At 36.2% G+C, this 18,343-nt stretch carries 13 protein-coding genes; 2 read left to right on the plus strand and 11 right to left on the minus strand.

The window, feature by feature from the left end; genetic code table 11:
* Positions 1-36: 36 nt before the first annotated feature.
* From DFR57_RS00345 to DFR57_RS00380, 8 genes are all read right to left on the minus strand, one after another.
* Positions 37-2,664: a cation-translocating P-type ATPase gene (locus tag DFR57_RS00345; RefSeq protein WP_114351147.1), complete on the minus strand. Its 2,628-nt coding sequence runs from the start codon at positions 2,662-2,664 to the stop codon at positions 37-39.
* Between the two features lie 29 nt (positions 2,665-2,693).
* A complete protein-coding gene (locus tag DFR57_RS00350) occupies positions 2,694-4,010 on the minus strand; it encodes a hemolysin family protein (RefSeq protein WP_114351148.1) in 1,317 nt (438 codons plus the stop codon).
* A 291-nt stretch (positions 4,011-4,301) separates the two neighbouring features.
* Entirely contained in the window at positions 4,302-5,168 is an 867-nt protein-coding gene (locus DFR57_RS00355) for an aminoglycoside 6-adenylyltransferase (protein ID WP_114351149.1), read from the minus strand.
* A 249-nt stretch (positions 5,169-5,417) separates the two neighbouring features.
* Entirely contained in the window at positions 5,418-6,581 is a 1,164-nt protein-coding gene (locus tag DFR57_RS00360; RefSeq protein ID WP_425450928.1) for a Gfo/Idh/MocA family protein, read from the minus strand.
* Positions 6,572-7,540 carry a sugar phosphate isomerase/epimerase family protein gene (locus DFR57_RS00365; protein ID WP_114351151.1) on the minus strand — a complete coding sequence of 323 codons (969 nt, stop codon included), beginning with the start codon at positions 7,538-7,540 and terminating at the stop codon, positions 6,572-6,574. The genes DFR57_RS00360 and DFR57_RS00365 overlap by 10 nt, the downstream gene beginning before the upstream one ends.
* A 98-nt stretch (positions 7,541-7,638) precedes the next feature.
* Positions 7,639-8,736: a Gfo/Idh/MocA family protein gene (locus DFR57_RS00370; protein ID WP_114351152.1), complete on the minus strand. Its 1,098-nt coding sequence runs from the start codon at positions 8,734-8,736 to the stop codon at positions 7,639-7,641.
* A gap of 103 nt (positions 8,737-8,839) precedes the next feature.
* Complete coding sequence (locus DFR57_RS00375) at positions 8,840-9,490, minus strand: ThuA domain-containing protein (protein ID WP_114351153.1); 651 nt, start codon at positions 9,488-9,490, stop codon at positions 8,840-8,842.
* A gap of 24 nt (positions 9,491-9,514) precedes the next feature.
* Positions 9,515-11,089 (minus strand): glycoside hydrolase family 43 protein, encoded by a 1,575-nt coding sequence (locus tag DFR57_RS00380; RefSeq protein WP_114351154.1) that lies wholly within the window; start codon positions 11,087-11,089, stop codon positions 9,515-9,517.
* Between the two features lie 236 nt (positions 11,090-11,325).
* Between DFR57_RS00380 and DFR57_RS00385 the strand changes: the two genes are divergently transcribed.
* Complete coding sequence (locus tag DFR57_RS00385) at positions 11,326-13,293, plus strand: YjhG/YagF family D-xylonate dehydratase (protein WP_114351155.1); 1,968 nt, start codon at positions 11,326-11,328, stop codon at positions 13,291-13,293.
* A 71-nt stretch (positions 13,294-13,364) separates the two neighbouring features.
* Here DFR57_RS00385 and gucD read toward each other — a convergent pair whose 3' ends face one another.
* The 3 genes from gucD to DFR57_RS00400 all read right to left on the minus strand — a co-directional run bounded on the left by gucD (position 13,365) and on the right by DFR57_RS00400 (position 16,744).
* The gene (gene gucD / locus DFR57_RS00390; RefSeq protein ID WP_114351156.1) at positions 13,365-14,816 is read right to left on the minus strand and encodes an alpha-ketoglutaric semialdehyde dehydrogenase GucD; all 1,452 of its coding nucleotides are present in this window, start codon (positions 14,814-14,816) and stop codon (positions 13,365-13,367) included.
* Positions 14,817-14,833: 17 nt separating this feature from the next.
* Positions 14,834-15,715, minus strand: coding sequence for a fumarylacetoacetate hydrolase family protein (locus DFR57_RS00395; RefSeq protein ID WP_114351157.1), 882 nt, complete (start codon positions 15,713-15,715; stop codon positions 14,834-14,836).
* Positions 15,716-15,979: 264 nt separating this feature from the next.
* On the minus strand, positions 15,980-16,744 hold the full coding sequence (locus DFR57_RS00400; protein ID WP_114351158.1) for an IclR family transcriptional regulator: 765 nt from the start codon (positions 16,742-16,744) through the stop codon (positions 15,980-15,982).
* A gap of 557 nt (positions 16,745-17,301) precedes the next feature.
* Between DFR57_RS00400 and DFR57_RS00405 the strand changes: the two genes are divergently transcribed.
* Positions 17,302-18,204 carry an ArsR/SmtB family transcription factor gene (locus DFR57_RS00405; RefSeq protein ID WP_114351159.1) on the plus strand — a complete coding sequence of 301 codons (903 nt, stop codon included), beginning with the start codon at positions 17,302-17,304 and terminating at the stop codon, positions 18,202-18,204.
* Positions 18,205-18,343: the final 139 nt, after the last annotated feature.

Consider the following 18,343-nt stretch of genomic DNA (forward strand, 5'->3'; position numbering starts at 1 on the left):
CATCTAGTTAAGTTAATATTTGCTTTTATATACGATTTATCGTTTGCGAAATAATTTAGCTACATCCATTGCAATAACAGCAACTATTGCTAATCCTGTTGCAATTAACCAATCCTGAATACCAAACGCTGCAGGTATGGAGAAGACATCTCTTGCAAATGGAAGCACTGTGATTGCATATAAACCAAAGCAAATTGCTACTGCTCCTAATACATATTTGTTACTGAATATACCTACTCCAAATGTTGTTTCCACATTAGAACGAGCAGGGAATGTTTGTAACGTACGTGCAAGAATCAAGGTTGTAAAGGCCATTGCCACACCCATTTCCGTCGAATGCTGCAAACCGATATAATGGGATATAATAACAACTATACCGATTAGTACGCCTCTTACAATAACAGATCTCAATGTCCCACCAGCAAATATTCCTTCTTCAATTTTTCGAGGTTTTCGTTTCATAACATCTGGTTCCGATTTTTCCATACCGAGTGCAATTGCTGGTAAGGAATCATTTACTAAGTTAATAAATAATAGTTGAAGGGCCGTAAATGGATTAGCCCAGTTGAAAATAACTGCAAACAAGATGGCAATAATGGCGCCCAGATTACCTGCAAACAGATAACTTATTGCCTTTTTTATATTGTCAAAAACAGTTCTCCCTACACCGACTGCTTTAACAATCGATACAAAGTTATCATCGGTCAAAATCATCGCAGCTGAATCTTTTGCCACATCTGTTCCGCTTCCCATACCAATTCCGATATCAGCTTGTTTTAAAGCTGGCGCATCATTTACCCCGTCCCCTGTCATTGCCGTTACCTGGCCTTTTCGCTGCCATGCTCTAACAATTCGAATCTTATTTTCTGGAGAAACACGAGCATACACGGATATATGCGTTAATTTTTCATCCAACTCATCGTCTGATAGCTTGTCCAATTCTCTTCCTGTTATCGCAATATCATCTTCTTCCATTAATCCAATATCTCTTCCAATAGCTTGGGCGGTTGTTTTATGATCACCAGTAATCATCACTGGTTTAATGCCTGCACTTCTTGCTTCTTTAATAGAGTCATAAACTGCTTCACGAGGAGGATCAATCATTGCAGTTAATCCAACTAAAACAAAATTCTTCTCATCTTCTTTATCTATTGTGTCTTTGGTAATTTTCTTATAGCCGTAAGCTAGGACTCGTAATGCATCCTTAGAAAATGCTTCATTTTGATGTTCAAACACCTTTGCCCATTCATCAGTAAATTCCTCTTCTTTTCCGTCTACTAAGACATAGCCAGCACGGTAAAACATCACATCTGGTCCACCTTTAATTAATAGCTGTTTTTCACCATCAAAGGTATGGAGTGTTGACATAAGTTTTCGTTCCGAGTCAAAAGGAAGTTCCGCTTCTCGTGGATATTTATCGCGCATTTCCTGAAAAGGTAAGCCTTTTTCTTCTGAGAAATTTATTAAAGCTACTTCGGTCGGATCCCCAACTTCTGCACCTTCATTGTTATAGGAAGAATCATTACAAAGGGCTGCAACTTGGATTAATTTTTCTTCATTTTCACCCCAGTTGCTGTGATCGGATGAAAAGAGTTGCTCTTCTTTATTTGGAATAAAATAATCTGTTACAGTCATTTTGTTTTGTGTTAATGTTCCTGTTTTATCTGTACAAATAACACTCGTAGAGCCAAGTGTTTCTACAGCAGGAAGCTTTCTAATTATGGCATGCTGTTTAGCCATTTTATTCGTACCAACGGATAAAACGATCGTTACAATAGAAGACAGTGCTTCTGGAATCGCAGCAACTGCAATTGCAACAGAGAACATTAAGGCATCTAAAATAGCTGTAGTCATATTGACATCAGCATCACTAAACCATAAACGTCCCACTTGAACAGCAAAAATAAGAACACATAATAAAAGAATAGCTACGCCCAATTTCTTACTGAAGGAATCCAGTTTCCTTTGAAGTGGTGTTTGTTTTTGTTCAGCAGTCTCAATCATTTGAGCAATTTTACCAATTTCTGCTTTTCCCGCTGTACCCGTAACAACATATGTAGCACGACCGTAGACAACTAAAGAGCTACTAAAAACCATGTTTATACGGTCACCTATGGAAACTTCTTCTTCAATCACTGCGGTATTTTTTTCTGCTGCTTCAGACTCTCCTGTTAGCATTCCTTCATTCACTTTTAAAGATTCTGCATCCAAAAGCCGCCCATCAGCTGGGACGTAATCACCAGCCTCTAATGTTACAATGTCGCCTGGAACTAGTTCTCTTGCAAGCACACTTTGACTTTCGCCATTTCTTAATACCTTGGCTTCAGGTGCTGACATGTCACGTAGCGCATCCAAGGAACTTTCTGCTTTTTTCGTTTGCACGACACTGATTACTGCATTGACTAGCAAAACAATAAATATAATAATGGATTCAATGACCTCACCCAACACAAGCTGAATGCCGGCAGCAATTAATAAAACAATCACCATCGGATCTTTGAACGTTTCCAAAAAGAGCTTCCATGTCGGAACCTTCTCTTTATCTGCTATTTCATTATAGCCTTCTTCTTCCAATCTTTTTTCTACTTGCTCTTTAGACAACCCTTTTCTTGAAGAGTCAAAAGCCTTTAAGACTTCCTCTTTACCTTCTTTATACACATCCATACCGACTATTTCCTCCCTTGTAACTTAATCTAATTGTCTATTGGTTCTTGTTTAATCAAAATCTTTTCTATTCGATTATCGGAAACCTCTAACGCTTTCATCTCTAAGCCCTTATACACTACTGAAACTTTCTCATTCTTTTTTGGAATATACCCTAAAGTATGAACGAATAATCCATTAATCGTTTCAAAGTCCTCTAGAGGTAAAGCCTCTTTGATATAATCCTCAAGATCATGAAGCTGCGTCGTTCCTTTTACTTCTAATGTGTACTCATCTATTTTTTTAATCCCGATTTCATCCTGCTCCACTGTTTCCTCGTGCTCACTATAAATCTCTCCAACAATTTCTTCTATAATATCCTCCATCGTAATCATGCCATCAATTCCGCCATATTCATCCACCACCATAGCGATATGCACTTTATTTTTTTGCATATCTGAAAAAGCAATATCAATCGATTGAGATTCTAAGAGGAAAAAGGCTTTTCTTACTAAGTTATACAGATCGAAATCAACTGGGTCCTTATGCAAAAATTGACTTAGATCCTTTGTATGTAATATTCCTACAATGTGATCAAGGTCATATTTATATACTGGAAAACGCGTAAAACTACGTGTGTTTACAATTTCAGCTACTTCTTCAAAAGGTGCATCGATAGGTATTGAAGTCATATCTGTCCGATGTGTCATGATATCTGCTACTTCTTTATCATTAAATTCAAATATATTATGAATCATTAGCTTTTCATCTGCTTCGATTGTTCCTTTCTCTCCACCTATGTCAACTAGCATTCGTATTTCCTCTTCTGTGGCTTCATCTTGCTTCGCATTTGGATCTACACCAAATAATTTCACAATTAAATTGGTTGATCCATTTAATAATTTAACGAAAGGTCTGCTAATTTTGAATAAAAAGGTTAAAGGTTTAACCGTAAAATTTGCTACTTTCACTGCCTTTTGAAGTGCTAATTGCTTTGGTACAAGTTCACCGATAACAAGTGTGAAATAGGAAAGCAAAATTGTGATCACCACGACTGAAATCGTTCGAAGCGTTCCGATAGAAAGAGGAATACCTAATGCGTGAAGAGATTCTGAAAGAGGGTCAGCAAAATTATCCGCAGCAAAGGCACTTGCTAAGAATCCGGCAAGTGTAATTCCAATTTGTATCGTTGCTAAAAATCGACCAGGCTCAGCTAAAAGTCTGTCTAACATAATAGCCTTTTTATCTCCTTGCTCTGCCATCTTTTTTACCTTATTATCATTTAGGGCAACTAGTGCAATCTCTGACGCAGCAAAAAAAGCGTTTACTAATATTAAGACGATCAAGATAACTATTTCAATACCCAAAAAGCTCACCACCCAAAATATGTATATGTTCAGTATACTATACCCTATTTGTCGTTGGCTAATTACGATAATAGTAATTTCATCCGATCAGTTTTGCAATTACATATTGTTATCACGCTTATATCTTGCAAGTTTATAAAAAGAAAAAGACACGATTACCTAGTAAACTAGATAAACGTGTCCGACTTCCCTTATTCTCTTTCTCTATAACACCCTAAAACCTTTTATATCCCATCCCACATAAAAGTTATCATATAATCGAATTCTTCCATAGCTTTTTGTTAGATAATCTTACAATGTTTCTTTTTTATCATGATATAAGTGTTCAGCATAAAACCTAGCATTGTCAGCTTCTAGTTGGTTATAGGAAAAATTTAGTTTATTTGCTACTACTGTTGCCTCTTCTTGAAACAAGTCCATCATAAGAAAGAGGCTGCTCCAAATTAATTTTAAATCACCAGTAGAATAAGTCGACAATAACTGTCTCCACTTCTCCGCGGAAAGATAATATTCTAAATCCTTAGCACTTTTACCTACTCCTACTTTAAAATCATTTTTTATTCCGACATTAAAAGAAAGCATCTCGATTAATTTTGGTCGCACATGAAAATTCATATGGTCTAATGCATACAAGGGTTCCTCACGCCATAATCCTTTTGCTATATAGGTGCTCACCCACCAAAATTCATTACAGCATCCTATAAATTCATTCTCAGAAGGCTTTAGCACCCAATACTCCTTATCACTTGGTGCATCCATTCTAGGTAGCAGGTTATCTTTATCTAAAAGTTTTATTCTTAAATCAGATTCCAAAAGGTAGCTAGCAACATCCTTTTTATCAACTAGGGTTAAATCTATTCTATGGCCGTCACAGAACTGCATCAAATAAGCGAACCTATACTTTCTTTCCGATAATAGATCGGGGGTTTGCATGATAAGACGTTCTCCAAAATAGTCAATCCACCTTGGTTTTTTAATAAAAGTCTCTATATCATTTACGATAAAATTAACATCAAAATCCTGCAAAATGTCTTGTTTTGCCATTGGGTTCGCTCTTGAGCCTTCTAATACCACCGCTCTAACACTTTCGCTATTTGTTGCAAAGTTTAATATCATTCTTTCCATTTCTTTATCTGTTCGTCTATCTTTAAATATCAATACTTTCTCACCTAATTTCTTTTATTCAAAGCATCGTGCTACCGAATATTTATCTTTATATACATTTTGATTATTAATTTTAAAATGGTTCTTTCACTTTAAGTTTAAAATCCATGGTAAAAAAATGATTACACTTTAAGATCAGGGTGTTAGGTGTATGTAGTTATAATATAATAGATAAATTAAAGAATGAAGAAAAGTATTCTTCTATTCCACTTTTATGGATAAAGAATACTTTCCCTATTGCTCTTATTTTATTTCTATCCAACGCTTCTCATTAGCTGATTTTTCTACCGCATCTAAAATAATTTGATTTTTTACTCCATCATCAAAATTGGGTGAAGTCTGCTTATCCCCTGCAATACCTCGGAAAAATTCATCAATTAAATGAATAAAGGTATGTTCGTAGCCAATAATGTGACCTGCTGGCCAATAAGCACCCGTGTATGGATGAATTTCTTCTGTGCAATTAATTAAACGAAAGCCCTGCAAACCTTCTGGGTCATCATGAAAATACACTTCTATATTATTCATATTTTCCATATCCCAACGGATTGCACCTTTTTCTCCGTTAATTTCAAATTTGTTTTTATTACGATTCCCTGTAGCAAATCGTGTTGCTTCAAACGTACCAAATGTTCCGGATTCAAAACGGGCAAGAAAAGCTACCGCATCATCCACGGTTACTTCTCCTTTTTCTGTTGCACTACCCTTTGCACTTAGCCCACTTGTCATTTCACCAATAGGGCGTTCTTTAATAAAGGTTTGCATCATAGAAGTTACTTCCGTTATTTCACCTACTAAAAATCTGGCTAAGTCAATACTATGTGCGCCAATATCACCAAGTGCACCTGACCCAGAAACATCTTTTTTTAGTCGCCAAACGAGCGGGAAGTTGGGATCGACAATAAAATCTTGAAGATAATTCGCTCTAAAATGATAAATCTTCCCGATTTTCCCTTCCATTATTAGCTTTTTGGCAAATTGTACAGCTGGAACGTATCTGTAATTGTAACAGGTAAGATGTTTCACACCGTTCTTTTCCACGGCCGCATGCATGCGCTTCGCATCCTCAACAGTTAAAGCTAGTGGTTTTTCTGTAATGACATGTTTGCCTGCTTCTGCCGCTGCTATTGCGATTTCTGCATGTGTATGATTCGGCGTTACGATATCCACTACATCGATATCATCTCTTTCGATTACTTTTCTCCAATCTGTTTCATAGGATTCAAAGCCCATTTTTTCCTGAGCTTCTTTTACACCTTCTTCATTTCTTCCAACGACAACCTTTAATTCAGGTTTTAATGGCACATCAAAATAAAATGGAAGATCGCGATACGCATGGCTGTGTGCCTTACCCATAAACTGATATCCAATCATCGCTACACGAATCTTTTTTTGGTTTACGCCCACCATATTTCACCAACTTTCTCTTTAATCATTGCATTCTTAAGAAGGTCGACTGCTTTTTGAAATCCTTCATCTACTGACATTAGGCTATCTTCATGCTCAATACTAATCGTACCTTCATATCCAATAAGTTGAAGGGCACTAATTATTCGCTTCCACTCTTGTTCTCCGTGCCCATAACCGATTGTCCTAAAAATCCAAGCACGATTCAATTCATCACTGTATGGCTTGGTATCTAGCACACCATTTGCTTTGGTATTTTGCTCATCTATAGCGGTATCTTTTGCGTGAAAGTGGAAAAGTGCTTCATGCTTTCCTAATTCTTTTATACTGATAACGGGATCCATTTGTTGCCAAAACAAGTGGCTTGGATCAAAATTTACCCCAATTTGTGTTCCACAGTTTTCCCTAAGCTTTAAGGCTGTTTCATTATTGTAAACCACAAATCCTGGATGAGGTTCAATGGCAACTCGAACATTATGCTTCTTTAAAAACTCCTGCTGTTTTTTCCAATAAGGTATCACGCGCTCTTTCCATTGCCATGCTAATACTTCTGGATGATCATCTGGCCAAGCAGCGGTGATCCAAACTGGATATATGGAATGTTCTGACTCACCTGGACAGCCTGAAAAAGTTACAACGGTTTGTACACCTAACTTTTCAGCTAATAACACTGTCTGTTCAAATTGTTGATGATGCTGATTGGCTATTTCCTCATTTGGATGGAGTGGATTACCGTGACAACTTAATGCACAAATTTCTAAATCTCGTGAATGAAAAGCTTCTTTAAATACTTGGAATTTTGACTCGTCCTCTAATAAAATCTCTGGGTCACAATGAACATTTCCTGGATATCCTCCAGTTCCAACTTCTACCGAGTCCAGACCTGCAGCTTGAATTTTATCTAAGGCTTCTTCTAATGACTTGTCACCAAAAAGTACAGCAAATACACCTAGTTTCAATTCAATCACCTCTCCTAATATTTTTATAAACTTACATTCAACAGCTTTTAAGCGCATCACCCATGTTTTCACGGTACAAGATAGCTATTACTTTCTATTTAAAAATCTGCTTCACTTAATCCTATTGGTAAGGCCTGTGGTTGTTTACAGCTACTCTCTAATGTGTAATGCTTTCCCTCATTGGAAGCATCGTGAAATCCATGCATGATTTCTAAAACATGATAAGCAAGTTCTCCATCTGTTCTGGCTTGACGTTTTTCATTAATCGCATCAACCATTTCTGCCACTCCGAGACCTCGACTATTATCAGTAAACCCATGTGTGAAAGGAATTTCTGACCATTCTTTTTGTCCTTTTCTTCTAACAAAAATTGGACCACCAAAGGTATTAGGGTCTGGAACAATTAAAGTACCCTCTGTGCCGTAAATCTCGATATGTGGTAATTGATGGTGCCATGTATCAAAACTCGTAATAATAGAAGCAATTGCTCCAGATTGAAAATCTAGTACACCATTAATTTGCGTTGGCGTTTCCACTTGGATTTTTTCGCCGAATTTTTCTTTACTCGTAATCGTTCGTTCTTTATAGGTAATATTTGTAGAGGCAGTCACCCGTTTAACTGGACCCATTAAAGCAATTAGTGCACTAATGTAGTAAGGACCCATATCAAACATTGGTCCTCCTCCTTCTTTATAATAAAAGTGAGGATCAGGATGCCACCTTTCATGGCCCGGAATCATCATAAATGCAGTAGCGGAAATTGGGTCTCCAATCCAGTCGTCATCAATTAATTTTTTACACGTTTGAATCCCTCCACCTAAAAAAGTGTCTGGAGCATTTCCAATGTATAAGCCTTTTTCTTTTGCAATTTCTAACATTCTTTTTCCATCTTCTCTAGAAACAGCTAACGGTTTTTCTCCATAGACATGCTTGCCTTTCTCCATGGCCTTTATTGCAATATCTGCATGTACTGCTGGAATTGTTAGATTTATCACCAAATCAATCGATGCATCGTCAAGTAATTGCTCGGTCGTATAAGCCTTTTCAATATTAAACTCTTCGGCACGTTCTTTTGCCCTTTCTAATACAAGGTCAGCAACTGCAGTAATTTGAAAGTTGTTGAAACGAGAAGCATTTGTTAAATAAATTTTACTTATATTTCCACATCCGATAATACCAACATTTAATTGATTCATAGCTCCACTCCTAATTTTTACTGAACAAAATTATGTGTTTCTTACATTAGAAAAAGTCTAGTCCGATAAATTTTATACTTGCTATTGTAAAACGAAAAAGATTTTAGCGACTTGCCCAAATCATCCCTTTTTTCATCAGTTTTAAGACCTCTGGCATCCTTACAATTTCAGCCACATGGCCTAAACCACAATAATAAACCTTACCTTTTCCCCACCTCTTAGTCCAAACAACAGGCATATCAACTTCTCCATTTGTTTTATACGCGCCTTCAGCGATAGGAAATCTTGTTGTAGCAAGAACATTAATCGCAGGATCTACATGCATATAATACTGTTCAGACACTACCGTAAAATCCTCCATGCCTTCTGTTAAAGGATGATCCGCATCCTTAATATGTACGTTATAAGTAACACCATCATTACCAGGATGCGCGACCCACTGACCACCTACCATGAATTGGTAATCAACTTCAAAGCGGAACGAATCACCCATTCCACCATGAAGACCTGCTAATCCAGTACCTTTTTCTACTGCTTCTAACAACGGTTGAAGCTGTTCTTTTTCGATCGTACCCTGCGTCCAATTTGGAACAATTAAATCATATTGAGTAAGATCATCTGAAGCTAATGTGTCGAGGGTATCTGTAATTTTCACCTCATAATTTTCCTCTTCTAATAACTCGCTTAAAATATTTGCCACTGCTTCTGGTTCATGACCTTGCCAACCACCCTGAAAAATTAATGCTTTTTTCATCGTAAACGCCTCCGTTTTTTATTATTAATCTATTACTTTATAGTTGAAAAAATCAAAATCTGCATGCTTTTGTTGACCACTTAAATCCTGTGCGGCCATACCAACAAAAGTTCCTGTAAAGCGGATATACTCTGCATCATCATCAGATAGATGTCCGATATCTATCTTTTCTCCGATTATTTGCCAATCTCCTTCTTCCACCTTAAAATAAAACTGGACTAAGTGACGATTTATTTCTGCTTTTAAATAAACCTTCTTCTCTTTTGGCAGGACAATATCTTCTTCTAACAACTCATCGTACTTACCATACTTTGTTTCGATAATCCCAATGCATTTTCCTTTTTCTTCGTGATCAGTTATTCGCAGATAAACGTGATCATTTGTATCATAATAAAGCATTAATCCAGCCATCTGTTGAAAGTTTTCCGGTTCAAATTCAACAACAGTTTCAAGCTCTGTGTTAAAGTGTTCCAGTCTTCTCATAATCATACTTTGATGATGGAACGAGCTCATTGATTCTTGACCATATAAACGCAGATAACCTGGCCTCTCTGTTAAAGAAAACCAATTTCCTTCAAATGTTCTTCTTAATGAATTCCAGTAAAGACGTAAATTCTTTTCATCAAATGGATCCTTATTCGGTATCTTTTTAGCTTCAAAAGCTGGAAGATCTGGAGCTTCTACTTTTAGCGATGGATCAGGCCCACCTTCCACCCTTATCCAATCATCATCTGTCCAGTAGCATTTTTGAATCGCGGTTTCTCTTCCTAAAATACACTTATCCTCTATAACAGGTCTTCCGCAAAGGTGAGCCATATACCACTCGCCATTTTGTGTTTCTACTAAGCTACCATGGCCTGCTTTTTGAAGCTGATCCGTTTTCTTTTTATCTCCGGTTAAAATCGGGTTAGTAGGATCTATTTCGTAAGGGCCACACAAAGATTTAGACCGAGCCATCGTAGCAGCATGGGTGTACCACGTACCACCTTCAGCCGTTAATAAATAATAGTAGCCATTCTTTTTATATAAGTGTGGTGCTTCAGTTAGTCCAAGCTCCGAGCCTTTAAATATATTTTGAATCGGTCCAACCAATTTTTGCTCTTTAACGGAATATTCCTGTAACGCGATACCTGCAAAGGAATTTGTTCCTTTTCTATGATCCCAAATCATGTTAACGAACCATTTTCTTCCATCATCGTCATGGAATAAGGACGGATCAAATCCGCTACTATTCATATATATAGGTTCTGACCATGGTCCTTCAATATTAGAAGCGGTCACAAGATAATTATGAGTATCTTTAAATGCTCCCTGTCTGCTTTTTACATCTGTGTAAATTAAATAAAATAAGCCATTATCATAAGATAAACATGGGGCCCATACGCCTCCTGAATTTACATTTCCTTTCATATTCAGTTGAGATTTGCGATTTAGCGGATAGGGTAAAAGCTCCCAATTGACTAAATCCTTTGAATGATAAATTTGTACCCCAGGAAACCACTCAAAAGTAGAGACTGCGATATAATAATCATCTTCTACACGTAAAATCGATGGATCTGGATGGTAACCGGGTAAAACAGGATTTTGAATTTTCGTCAAATCAATACACTCCTTTTTCAGCATTTGACTTTGCCTACTTTTACTTATTAGAATTTCATCTATTTAGTTTGTCCTTTAGACGAACTAAATAGACGGAAATAGAATTGTCTATAATGAAATTATGCGATTTGTTTTATATTATAAAACTCATTTTCATTATATTGACTTCTCCATTTTTTATCACTATACTTTCATTATAATGTAAACGGTTAAATTTTCAAGTTAGGAGCGATTATATGACATCGTTAGATCAATTAATGACACCGCAAAAGGATATTTATGATATTAAAACAGTTGCAAGGGGACCTGTTGGGAAGCTTCCCCTTACCGATCAAATGCTTCGGAAATCACCAAGTGGAAATTTATTTGGTTTATCTCAAAATGTAGGTATGGGATGGAAAGCGGATGAACTTAATGGAAAACAAGTCCTTCTATTAAGTACACAAGGTGGAATGAAAGACCCTGAGGGCAATCCGATTGCTTTGGGCTATCATACAGGGCATTGGGAAGTAGATTTATTAATGAAAGAAGCTGCAAATGAAGTTAGTATGCATCTGGGTATACCTTTTGCCGCTTATGTAAGTGACCCTTGTGACGGAAGAACTCAGGGAACTACTGGCATGTTTGATTCCTTTCCCTATCGCAATGATGCTGCGATGGTATATAGGAGATTAATCCGGTCTCTTCCAACTAGAGATGCAGTAGTTGGTATCGCTACATGTGATAAAGGATTACCTGCCATGATTATCGCATTAGCTTCGATGCACGACTTACCAACTGTTATTATTCCAGGTGGGGTAACGTTGCCTCCTTTATACGGGGAAGATGCTGGGAAAATCCAAACTATTGGAGCGAGGTATTCTAATGATGAATTAAGTTTACAAGAAGCAGCAGAATTAGGCTGTATGGCTTGTGCAACCCCTGGTGGTGGATGTCAATTCCTTGGAACGGCTGCTACCGCCCAAGTAGTGGGTGAAGCACTCGGAATGAGTGTGCCACATTCAGCTTTAGCTCCATCAGGGCAAGATGTTTGGAAAGAAATGGCGCGTCAATCGTCACGTGCTATTATTGCAATGGAAGAGAAAAATATTACAACAAAAGATATCGTAACAGATGATGCCATTTATAATGCAATGGTCGTACACGCGGCATTCGGTGGTTCTACTAATCTATTATTGCACATTCCTGCCATTGCACATGCAGCAAAATGTCGTATTCCTTCTATTGAAGATTGGAATGCGATTAATAAAAAGACCCCTCGATTAGTGAGTGTATTACCAAATGGACCAGATCATCATCCTACGGTACGAGCTTTCTTAGCTGGTGGGGTGCCTGAAGTTATGCTTTATTTAAGAGAGTTAGGATTACTAAGAGAAAATGTCTTGACTGTTACTGGTAAAACATTGAAAGAGAACTTAGATTGGTGGGAAACATCCGAACGCAGACAAAAAATGAAAGAACATTTACGGAATACAGATGGAGTTGAACCTGAAGAAGTAATTATGTCTAAAGAGCAAGCTGCTAAAAAAGGTCTTACTTCCACTGTGACTTTCCCAACAGGAAATTTAGCACCAGAAGGAGCAGTAATAAAATCGACTTCTATCGACGCTTCGCGATTAGATGATAATCAAGTGTACTATCATAAAAGCGAAGCGAAGGTTTATACAAGTGAAGCAGATGCAATCGAAGCCATAAAGACTAAACAAATTAAAAAAGGTGACATGATGGTACTAACTGGGTGTGGACCTCTTGGCACTGGTATGGAAGAGACCTATCAAGTAACTTCTGCGTTAAAGCATTTGTCATACGGGAAATTTGTGACGTTAATTACAGATGCTCGTTTCTCTGGAGTGTCAACAGGAGCTTGTATTGGCCATGTTGGTCCAGAGGGCTTAGCGGAAGGGCCAATTGGTAAGATTCAAGATGGTGACCTCATTGAAGTTTATATTGATTGTAAAAATTTAGAGGGCACTGTCAATTTTATCGGTACAAAAGACCAGGAAGTATCGATAGAGGAAGGCGCAGAAATTCTATCAAAACGCGCTGTTAACTCAGAAATTAAACCGTCTGAAAATCTACCAGATGATACACGATTATGGGCAGCATTACAAAAAGTTAGTGGCGGAACGTGGAAAGGCAGTGTCTACGATGTAGATCGTATTTTAGAAGTTTTAGATGCTGGTGAAAAAGCTTTACAAGAGTAATTACTTCATGAATAGGTAAAACCAATAAGAATCTAAAAGGGTGATCCAATTAATTTGGATCACCCTTTTTCTTATCCTTTAATAAATACTGTTTTCATCGTAGTAAAGAATTCTTTCGCTGCCTGTCCTTGTTCTCTTGAGTAAGAACTGGAAGCTTTCATTCCACCAAATGGCGCTTGCAATTCAACACCTGCTGTCTCTGCATTAATTCTCACGAGCCCAGCTTCCATATCATCAATAAAAGTAAGCATGTGTTCAATATTCGACGTGTAAATAGATGCACTTAATCCAAATTCTACATCATTTGCTAAATGAATAGCCTCTTCCACGGTGTCTACCTTCATCAAGGCTAATACTGGACCAAATATTTCTTCTTGTGCGATGGTCATAGACGTTTTCACGTCATCAAAAATAGTTGGTTCAATATAATACCCGTCTTTTAACTTCTCATCTGTCGGCTCTTTTCCACCTAAAAGAAGTGTAGCGCCTTCTTCTTTTCCCTTTTCAATATAATGCTTAACGGTATTAAATTGGGATTCGCTTGCACATGGACCCATCCACGTGTCCGCATCCATACCATCTCCAACGGTAATTTGCTTCGCTTTTTCTAGAAGTTTTTCCTTAAAAGTTTCATAGATGCCAGCTTGTACAATCACTCTACTACTACATGTACATTTTTGACCAGTAGATTTTAATCCACCACTTAGGGTTGCGGCCACTGCAGCATCTACATCACAATCATCGGCTACAATAATCGGGTTTTTACCACCCATTTCTAACTGGTATTTCCCACCTTTTTGTGCAGCAATGACACCTATATTTTTACCGACCGCATTTGAACCTGTAAAGGTTATCGCGTTTACATCTGGATGTTCTGCTAAACCTTGCCCGATAACAGAACCACTTCCTGTTACAAAATTAATCACACCATCAGGGAAATTAGCTTTATCGAAGCATTCTATAACTTTCGCGGCTGTAACCGACCCCTCAGAAGCAGGCTTTAATACTACCGCATTACCATAAATAAGGGCTGGTGCCATTTTCCAAATTGGAATAGCTACCGGGAAATTCCATGGCGTGATCACGCCCACAACACCAATTGGAACACGCTTACTATACATCAATGCAGATGGATCTGTCGCTGGTATCACATCACCGTCTGAGCGCATTCCCTCTCCAGCATAATAACGTAAAATCGCAATACCACGATTCGTTTCACCTTTAGCCTCCGGTAACGATTTACCCATTTCTTTGGTCATCGTTTTTGCTATATCTTCTAAATTTTCTTCCATAATATTCGCTACTTTAAAAAGATAATTTCCTCTTTCTGCCCCTGCTAGCTTCTTCCACTTTTTTTGTGCAGCTTTAGCACCTTCAACAGCTTCATTTAATTCTTCGCGTGTGGATTTTTGTACACTTCCAATTACTTCAGATTTCTTAGCAGGATTATAACTTTCTATTACTTCTTTAGATGAAGACGCTTTCCATTTCCCATTAATAAAATTATTAAATTGTTGACTCATATTATTTATTCCTCCTATTATTTTATATTTTTCGCTAGTTTAACATGATTTCTTAATGTACCTATACCCTCTATTTCGATTTCGATGACATCCTCTTCTTGCAATGTAAAAGAATCATCTGGAACAATACATGTTCCTGTTAGTAAAACAGTACCATCAACAATATCATTATCTTTAATTAAATAAGATACCAACTCCTCATAAGACCGTTTTAGCATCGATGTATTCGCATGTCCTGTTGAAACAAGGTTACCGTCACGATAAATTCGAGACTCTATTTCCAAGTTATAAGGATCTTTTACTGTCTCAGCGAGTGTTATTGCCGGCCCAATTGCACATGAATTTTTCCACATTTTTGCCTGAGGAAGATATAATGGATTTTCTCCTTCTATGTCTCTACTACTCATGTCATTACCAACTGTATAGCCTACAATCTCTCCATCCGCTCGTATCACTAGCGCTAGCTCTGGTTCAGGAATTTGCCAATCTGAATCACTCCTTATTCCCACAGGTTCCTCGGGTCCAACAACACGTCTAGCAGTAGATTTTAGAAAGATCTCAGGCCTTTTCGCATCATAAACTTTATCATAAAAAGAATCCTTCTCGACCTTCGCTTCCCTATTTCTTGCTTCTTTACTTTTTTGATACGTAACCCCCGCTGCCCATACTTCATCTGCTAAAATTGGAATACTTAGATTTAGATCCTCTTCTTTTTCAGTTAGTACTGGAGCATTTTCAATACTTTCCTCGATCAATGCAAAGAGAGACATTCCAGCTCCTTTACTAATCATTAAAGCTTCTTGCATACTCTCAAAAGGTAATGGATAAACATTTGTGTCAGCTTTTACTACTGCGAGCTTTGTTTCTTCTCCTTTGTTTACAAAAGAAATTATTCTCATTCTCCTCTTCCTCTCCTTTAAATTCTTCATCAAAAAAATGATTCTTTTATTGCTTTTACCTCCCTACCTCAGAGCTAGTTAGTGAAACTTAGCAATCAGCCTAATCCTAAATAAATGTGGCCGTATTTCTATAAATGACCAAGTACAATTGAAACTAAAAGCATAGAGCAAATGGATTTTTCTATGGTAGCATTCTCAAGAAACTATATTTGTTTTATATTATAAAACTAAGTTTCTTTATATAGTTAAATAAAAAAATTTACCTTATTGATAAATTTTTTTACTTCCTAACTGATTTGATATTTGGTCACAGGTTTGCTTTAATTCTTGAATGATCAGTTTTTTCATAGCTTGGTTGATCGTTTGTTTAGTGGTCGATATACTTATTGCAGCTACAGCTTGATTAGAATAATCAAAAATAGGGACAGCAATACAATAAATTCCTGGCTCATTTTCTTCATCATCCACAGAGTATCCGGTATCTTTTACTTTCTGTAATTCACGTAAATATTTTTGTTTGGTTGTGATGGTTTTAGAAGTTTGCTTAAAAAAGTTATAATCAGTCAATAAATCATCTATCTCATTTAATGACTTAAATGCCATCAAACTTTTCCCGACAGCACTACAATGGATCGGTACTCTTTTTCCAATTCTAGAATACACAATTGCAGAAGCACCTTCTACTTTATCTATATATACGCCATACATCCCTTCCATAATAACTAAGTGTGTTGTTTGGCCAGTTTTCTCTGATAACTGTCCCAAATATTCCTTTGATATTTGTCTAATATCCATACTATTTAGAACAAATTGCCCTCGTTCTAATACTTTTAAACCTAAACTATATTTTCCACTATCATGATTCTGCTTTATATAATTATGTTCCTTAAGCGTTTTCAATAAAGAATGTGTGGTACTTTTATTCAAGTTTAATCTATTGCTTATATCAGTAATTTTCAATTCAGGATGTTGTTCATCAAATAAATCAATTATACTTAGTGCGCGTTCGACAGATTGGATAATGGGCATATAATCTTACTCCTTTATAAATCAATGTAAAGATGGACATAATTTTATCATATTTGTTTTATATTAACAAACTAGATTCTATTATTTAATCTTTATATTATCAAAGCTGCTAGAAATATTTCACTTTTGTAGAATACAATCAAAAAAGTGCTGAACAGGGAATAATGCTATACTTTTGAAAATTTATCATAGAATAATTCCTCTTTAGTTCCATCGTGATATTTTTTAGCTGTTAAAGCATTGTTATTGTACAACATTTTGAAAACATAATTATGACTCAAATAGATCCTATCGCAATTTCATTTAATCTATTAATAAATATAATACCTATAAAATTTGAATTAATTGAAATACCAACCATTTTAATTAACTTAAATAATATTTTTATAAACTTAATTTATTTTATCATTTAATAATTAATAAAATAATTATTTTTATATCATTAAAACTTTAATCCAATTATCATATTATTAAAAATAAGAAAAAATGAACTTTTTTTAGCGATTTATGTTATCATATTAGTTAATCGTAAATTGAAGGAAAGAGGCTGAACGATTATGCAATTAGAAATTGACCACGCTTCCTTGGCTGTATATGAAGCATTAGCTAGTAAAGTCAGATTAAACATTATTCAATTATTATCCAAAAATAAAATGAATATTAAAGACTTATCTGCTGCACTAGGAATTAGTAGTCCGATTGTCACTAAACATATCGAAAAGTTAGAAACAGCAGGAATCATCCGAACGGAAAAAATTCCTGGGAAATCTGGTTTGCAACGGATTTCTATACTTAAAGTAGATCATATAGAAATTAATTTTCCTAAAAAGATTTATCATTCTTTTGCAACCTACGAGACATCCATTCCAATTGGGCACTATACTGACTATCAAGTAGTTCCCACTTGTGGATTAGCTACTGAGAAAGATTTTATTGGTCCAGTAGATCAAACGAAATATTTTATGGATCCTAAAAGAATGGATGCAAAAATAATATGGCTTACTCAAGGATTTATTGAATATAAAACACCAAACTTTTTAAAACCTACAGAACACTTACAACAGCTTGATATTAGCTTAGAGTTATCATCAGAGTTCCCATTTTCAAATGATGTTTGGCCTTCAGATATCACATTTACGTTAAATGGGATTGAATTAGGTACATGGGTAAGTCCTGGAGATTATGCGGATACACGTGGAAAATACACACCAGATTGGTGGCCACATAACCTAAATCAATATGGATTATTAAAAGCTATCAGAGTTACACCTCATGGTACGTATATGGATGGAGAGCCTATGTCAGATATAACAATTGATGATTTAGATGCTACGACTGATGTATGGACTTTCCGAGTAGAAGTTAAAGAAGATGCAGAAAATGTTGGTGGAGTTACACTTTTTGGTCAGAAATTTGGTAACCATGATCAGGATATTAATTTTAAATTGTATTACATTTAGTATAATCAAGGCTCTGTGCTTAGTAATATTACAAGCACAGGGCCTTATTTTTACCATTTTTAAATTCAATTAGTAATTTAAAAATTTTTAACTCCATTAATGAAATTAGCTTAGTTAATTGAAGTTTTTCTATTTATAG

It is taken from the genome of Saliterribacillus persicus (assembly GCF_003337485.1).
Lineage (GTDB): Bacteria > Bacillota > Bacilli > Bacillales > Amphibacillaceae > Saliterribacillus > Saliterribacillus persicus.

What these genes read in the sequence shown, in the direction of transcription:
- DFR57_RS00345 (WP_114351147.1), bottom strand. Translation starts at nt 2,664, where the DNA reads ATGGATGTGTATAAAGAAGGTAAAGAGGAAGTCTTAAAGGCTTTTGAC.
- DFR57_RS00370 (WP_114351152.1), bottom strand. Translation starts at nt 8,736, where the DNA reads ATGAATCAATTAAATGTTGGTATTATCGGATGTGGAAATATAAGTAAA.
- DFR57_RS00375 (WP_114351153.1), bottom strand. Translation starts at nt 9,490, where the DNA reads ATGAAAAAAGCATTAATTTTTCAGGGTGGTTGGCAAGGTCATGAACCA.
- DFR57_RS00385 (WP_114351155.1), top strand. Translation starts at nt 11,326, where the DNA reads ATGACATCGTTAGATCAATTAATGACACCGCAAAAGGATATTTATGAT.
- gucD (WP_114351156.1), bottom strand. Translation starts at nt 14,816, where the DNA reads ATGAGTCAACAATTTAATAATTTTATTAATGGGAAATGGAAAGCGTCT.
- DFR57_RS00395 (WP_114351157.1), bottom strand. Translation starts at nt 15,715, where the DNA reads ATGAGAATAATTTCTTTTGTAAACAAAGGAGAAGAAACAAAGCTCGCA.
- DFR57_RS00400 (WP_114351158.1), bottom strand. Translation starts at nt 16,744, where the DNA reads ATGCCCATTATCCAATCTGTCGAACGCGCACTAAGTATAATTGATTTA.
- DFR57_RS00405 (WP_114351159.1), top strand. Translation starts at nt 17,302, where the DNA reads ATGCAATTAGAAATTGACCACGCTTCCTTGGCTGTATATGAAGCATTA.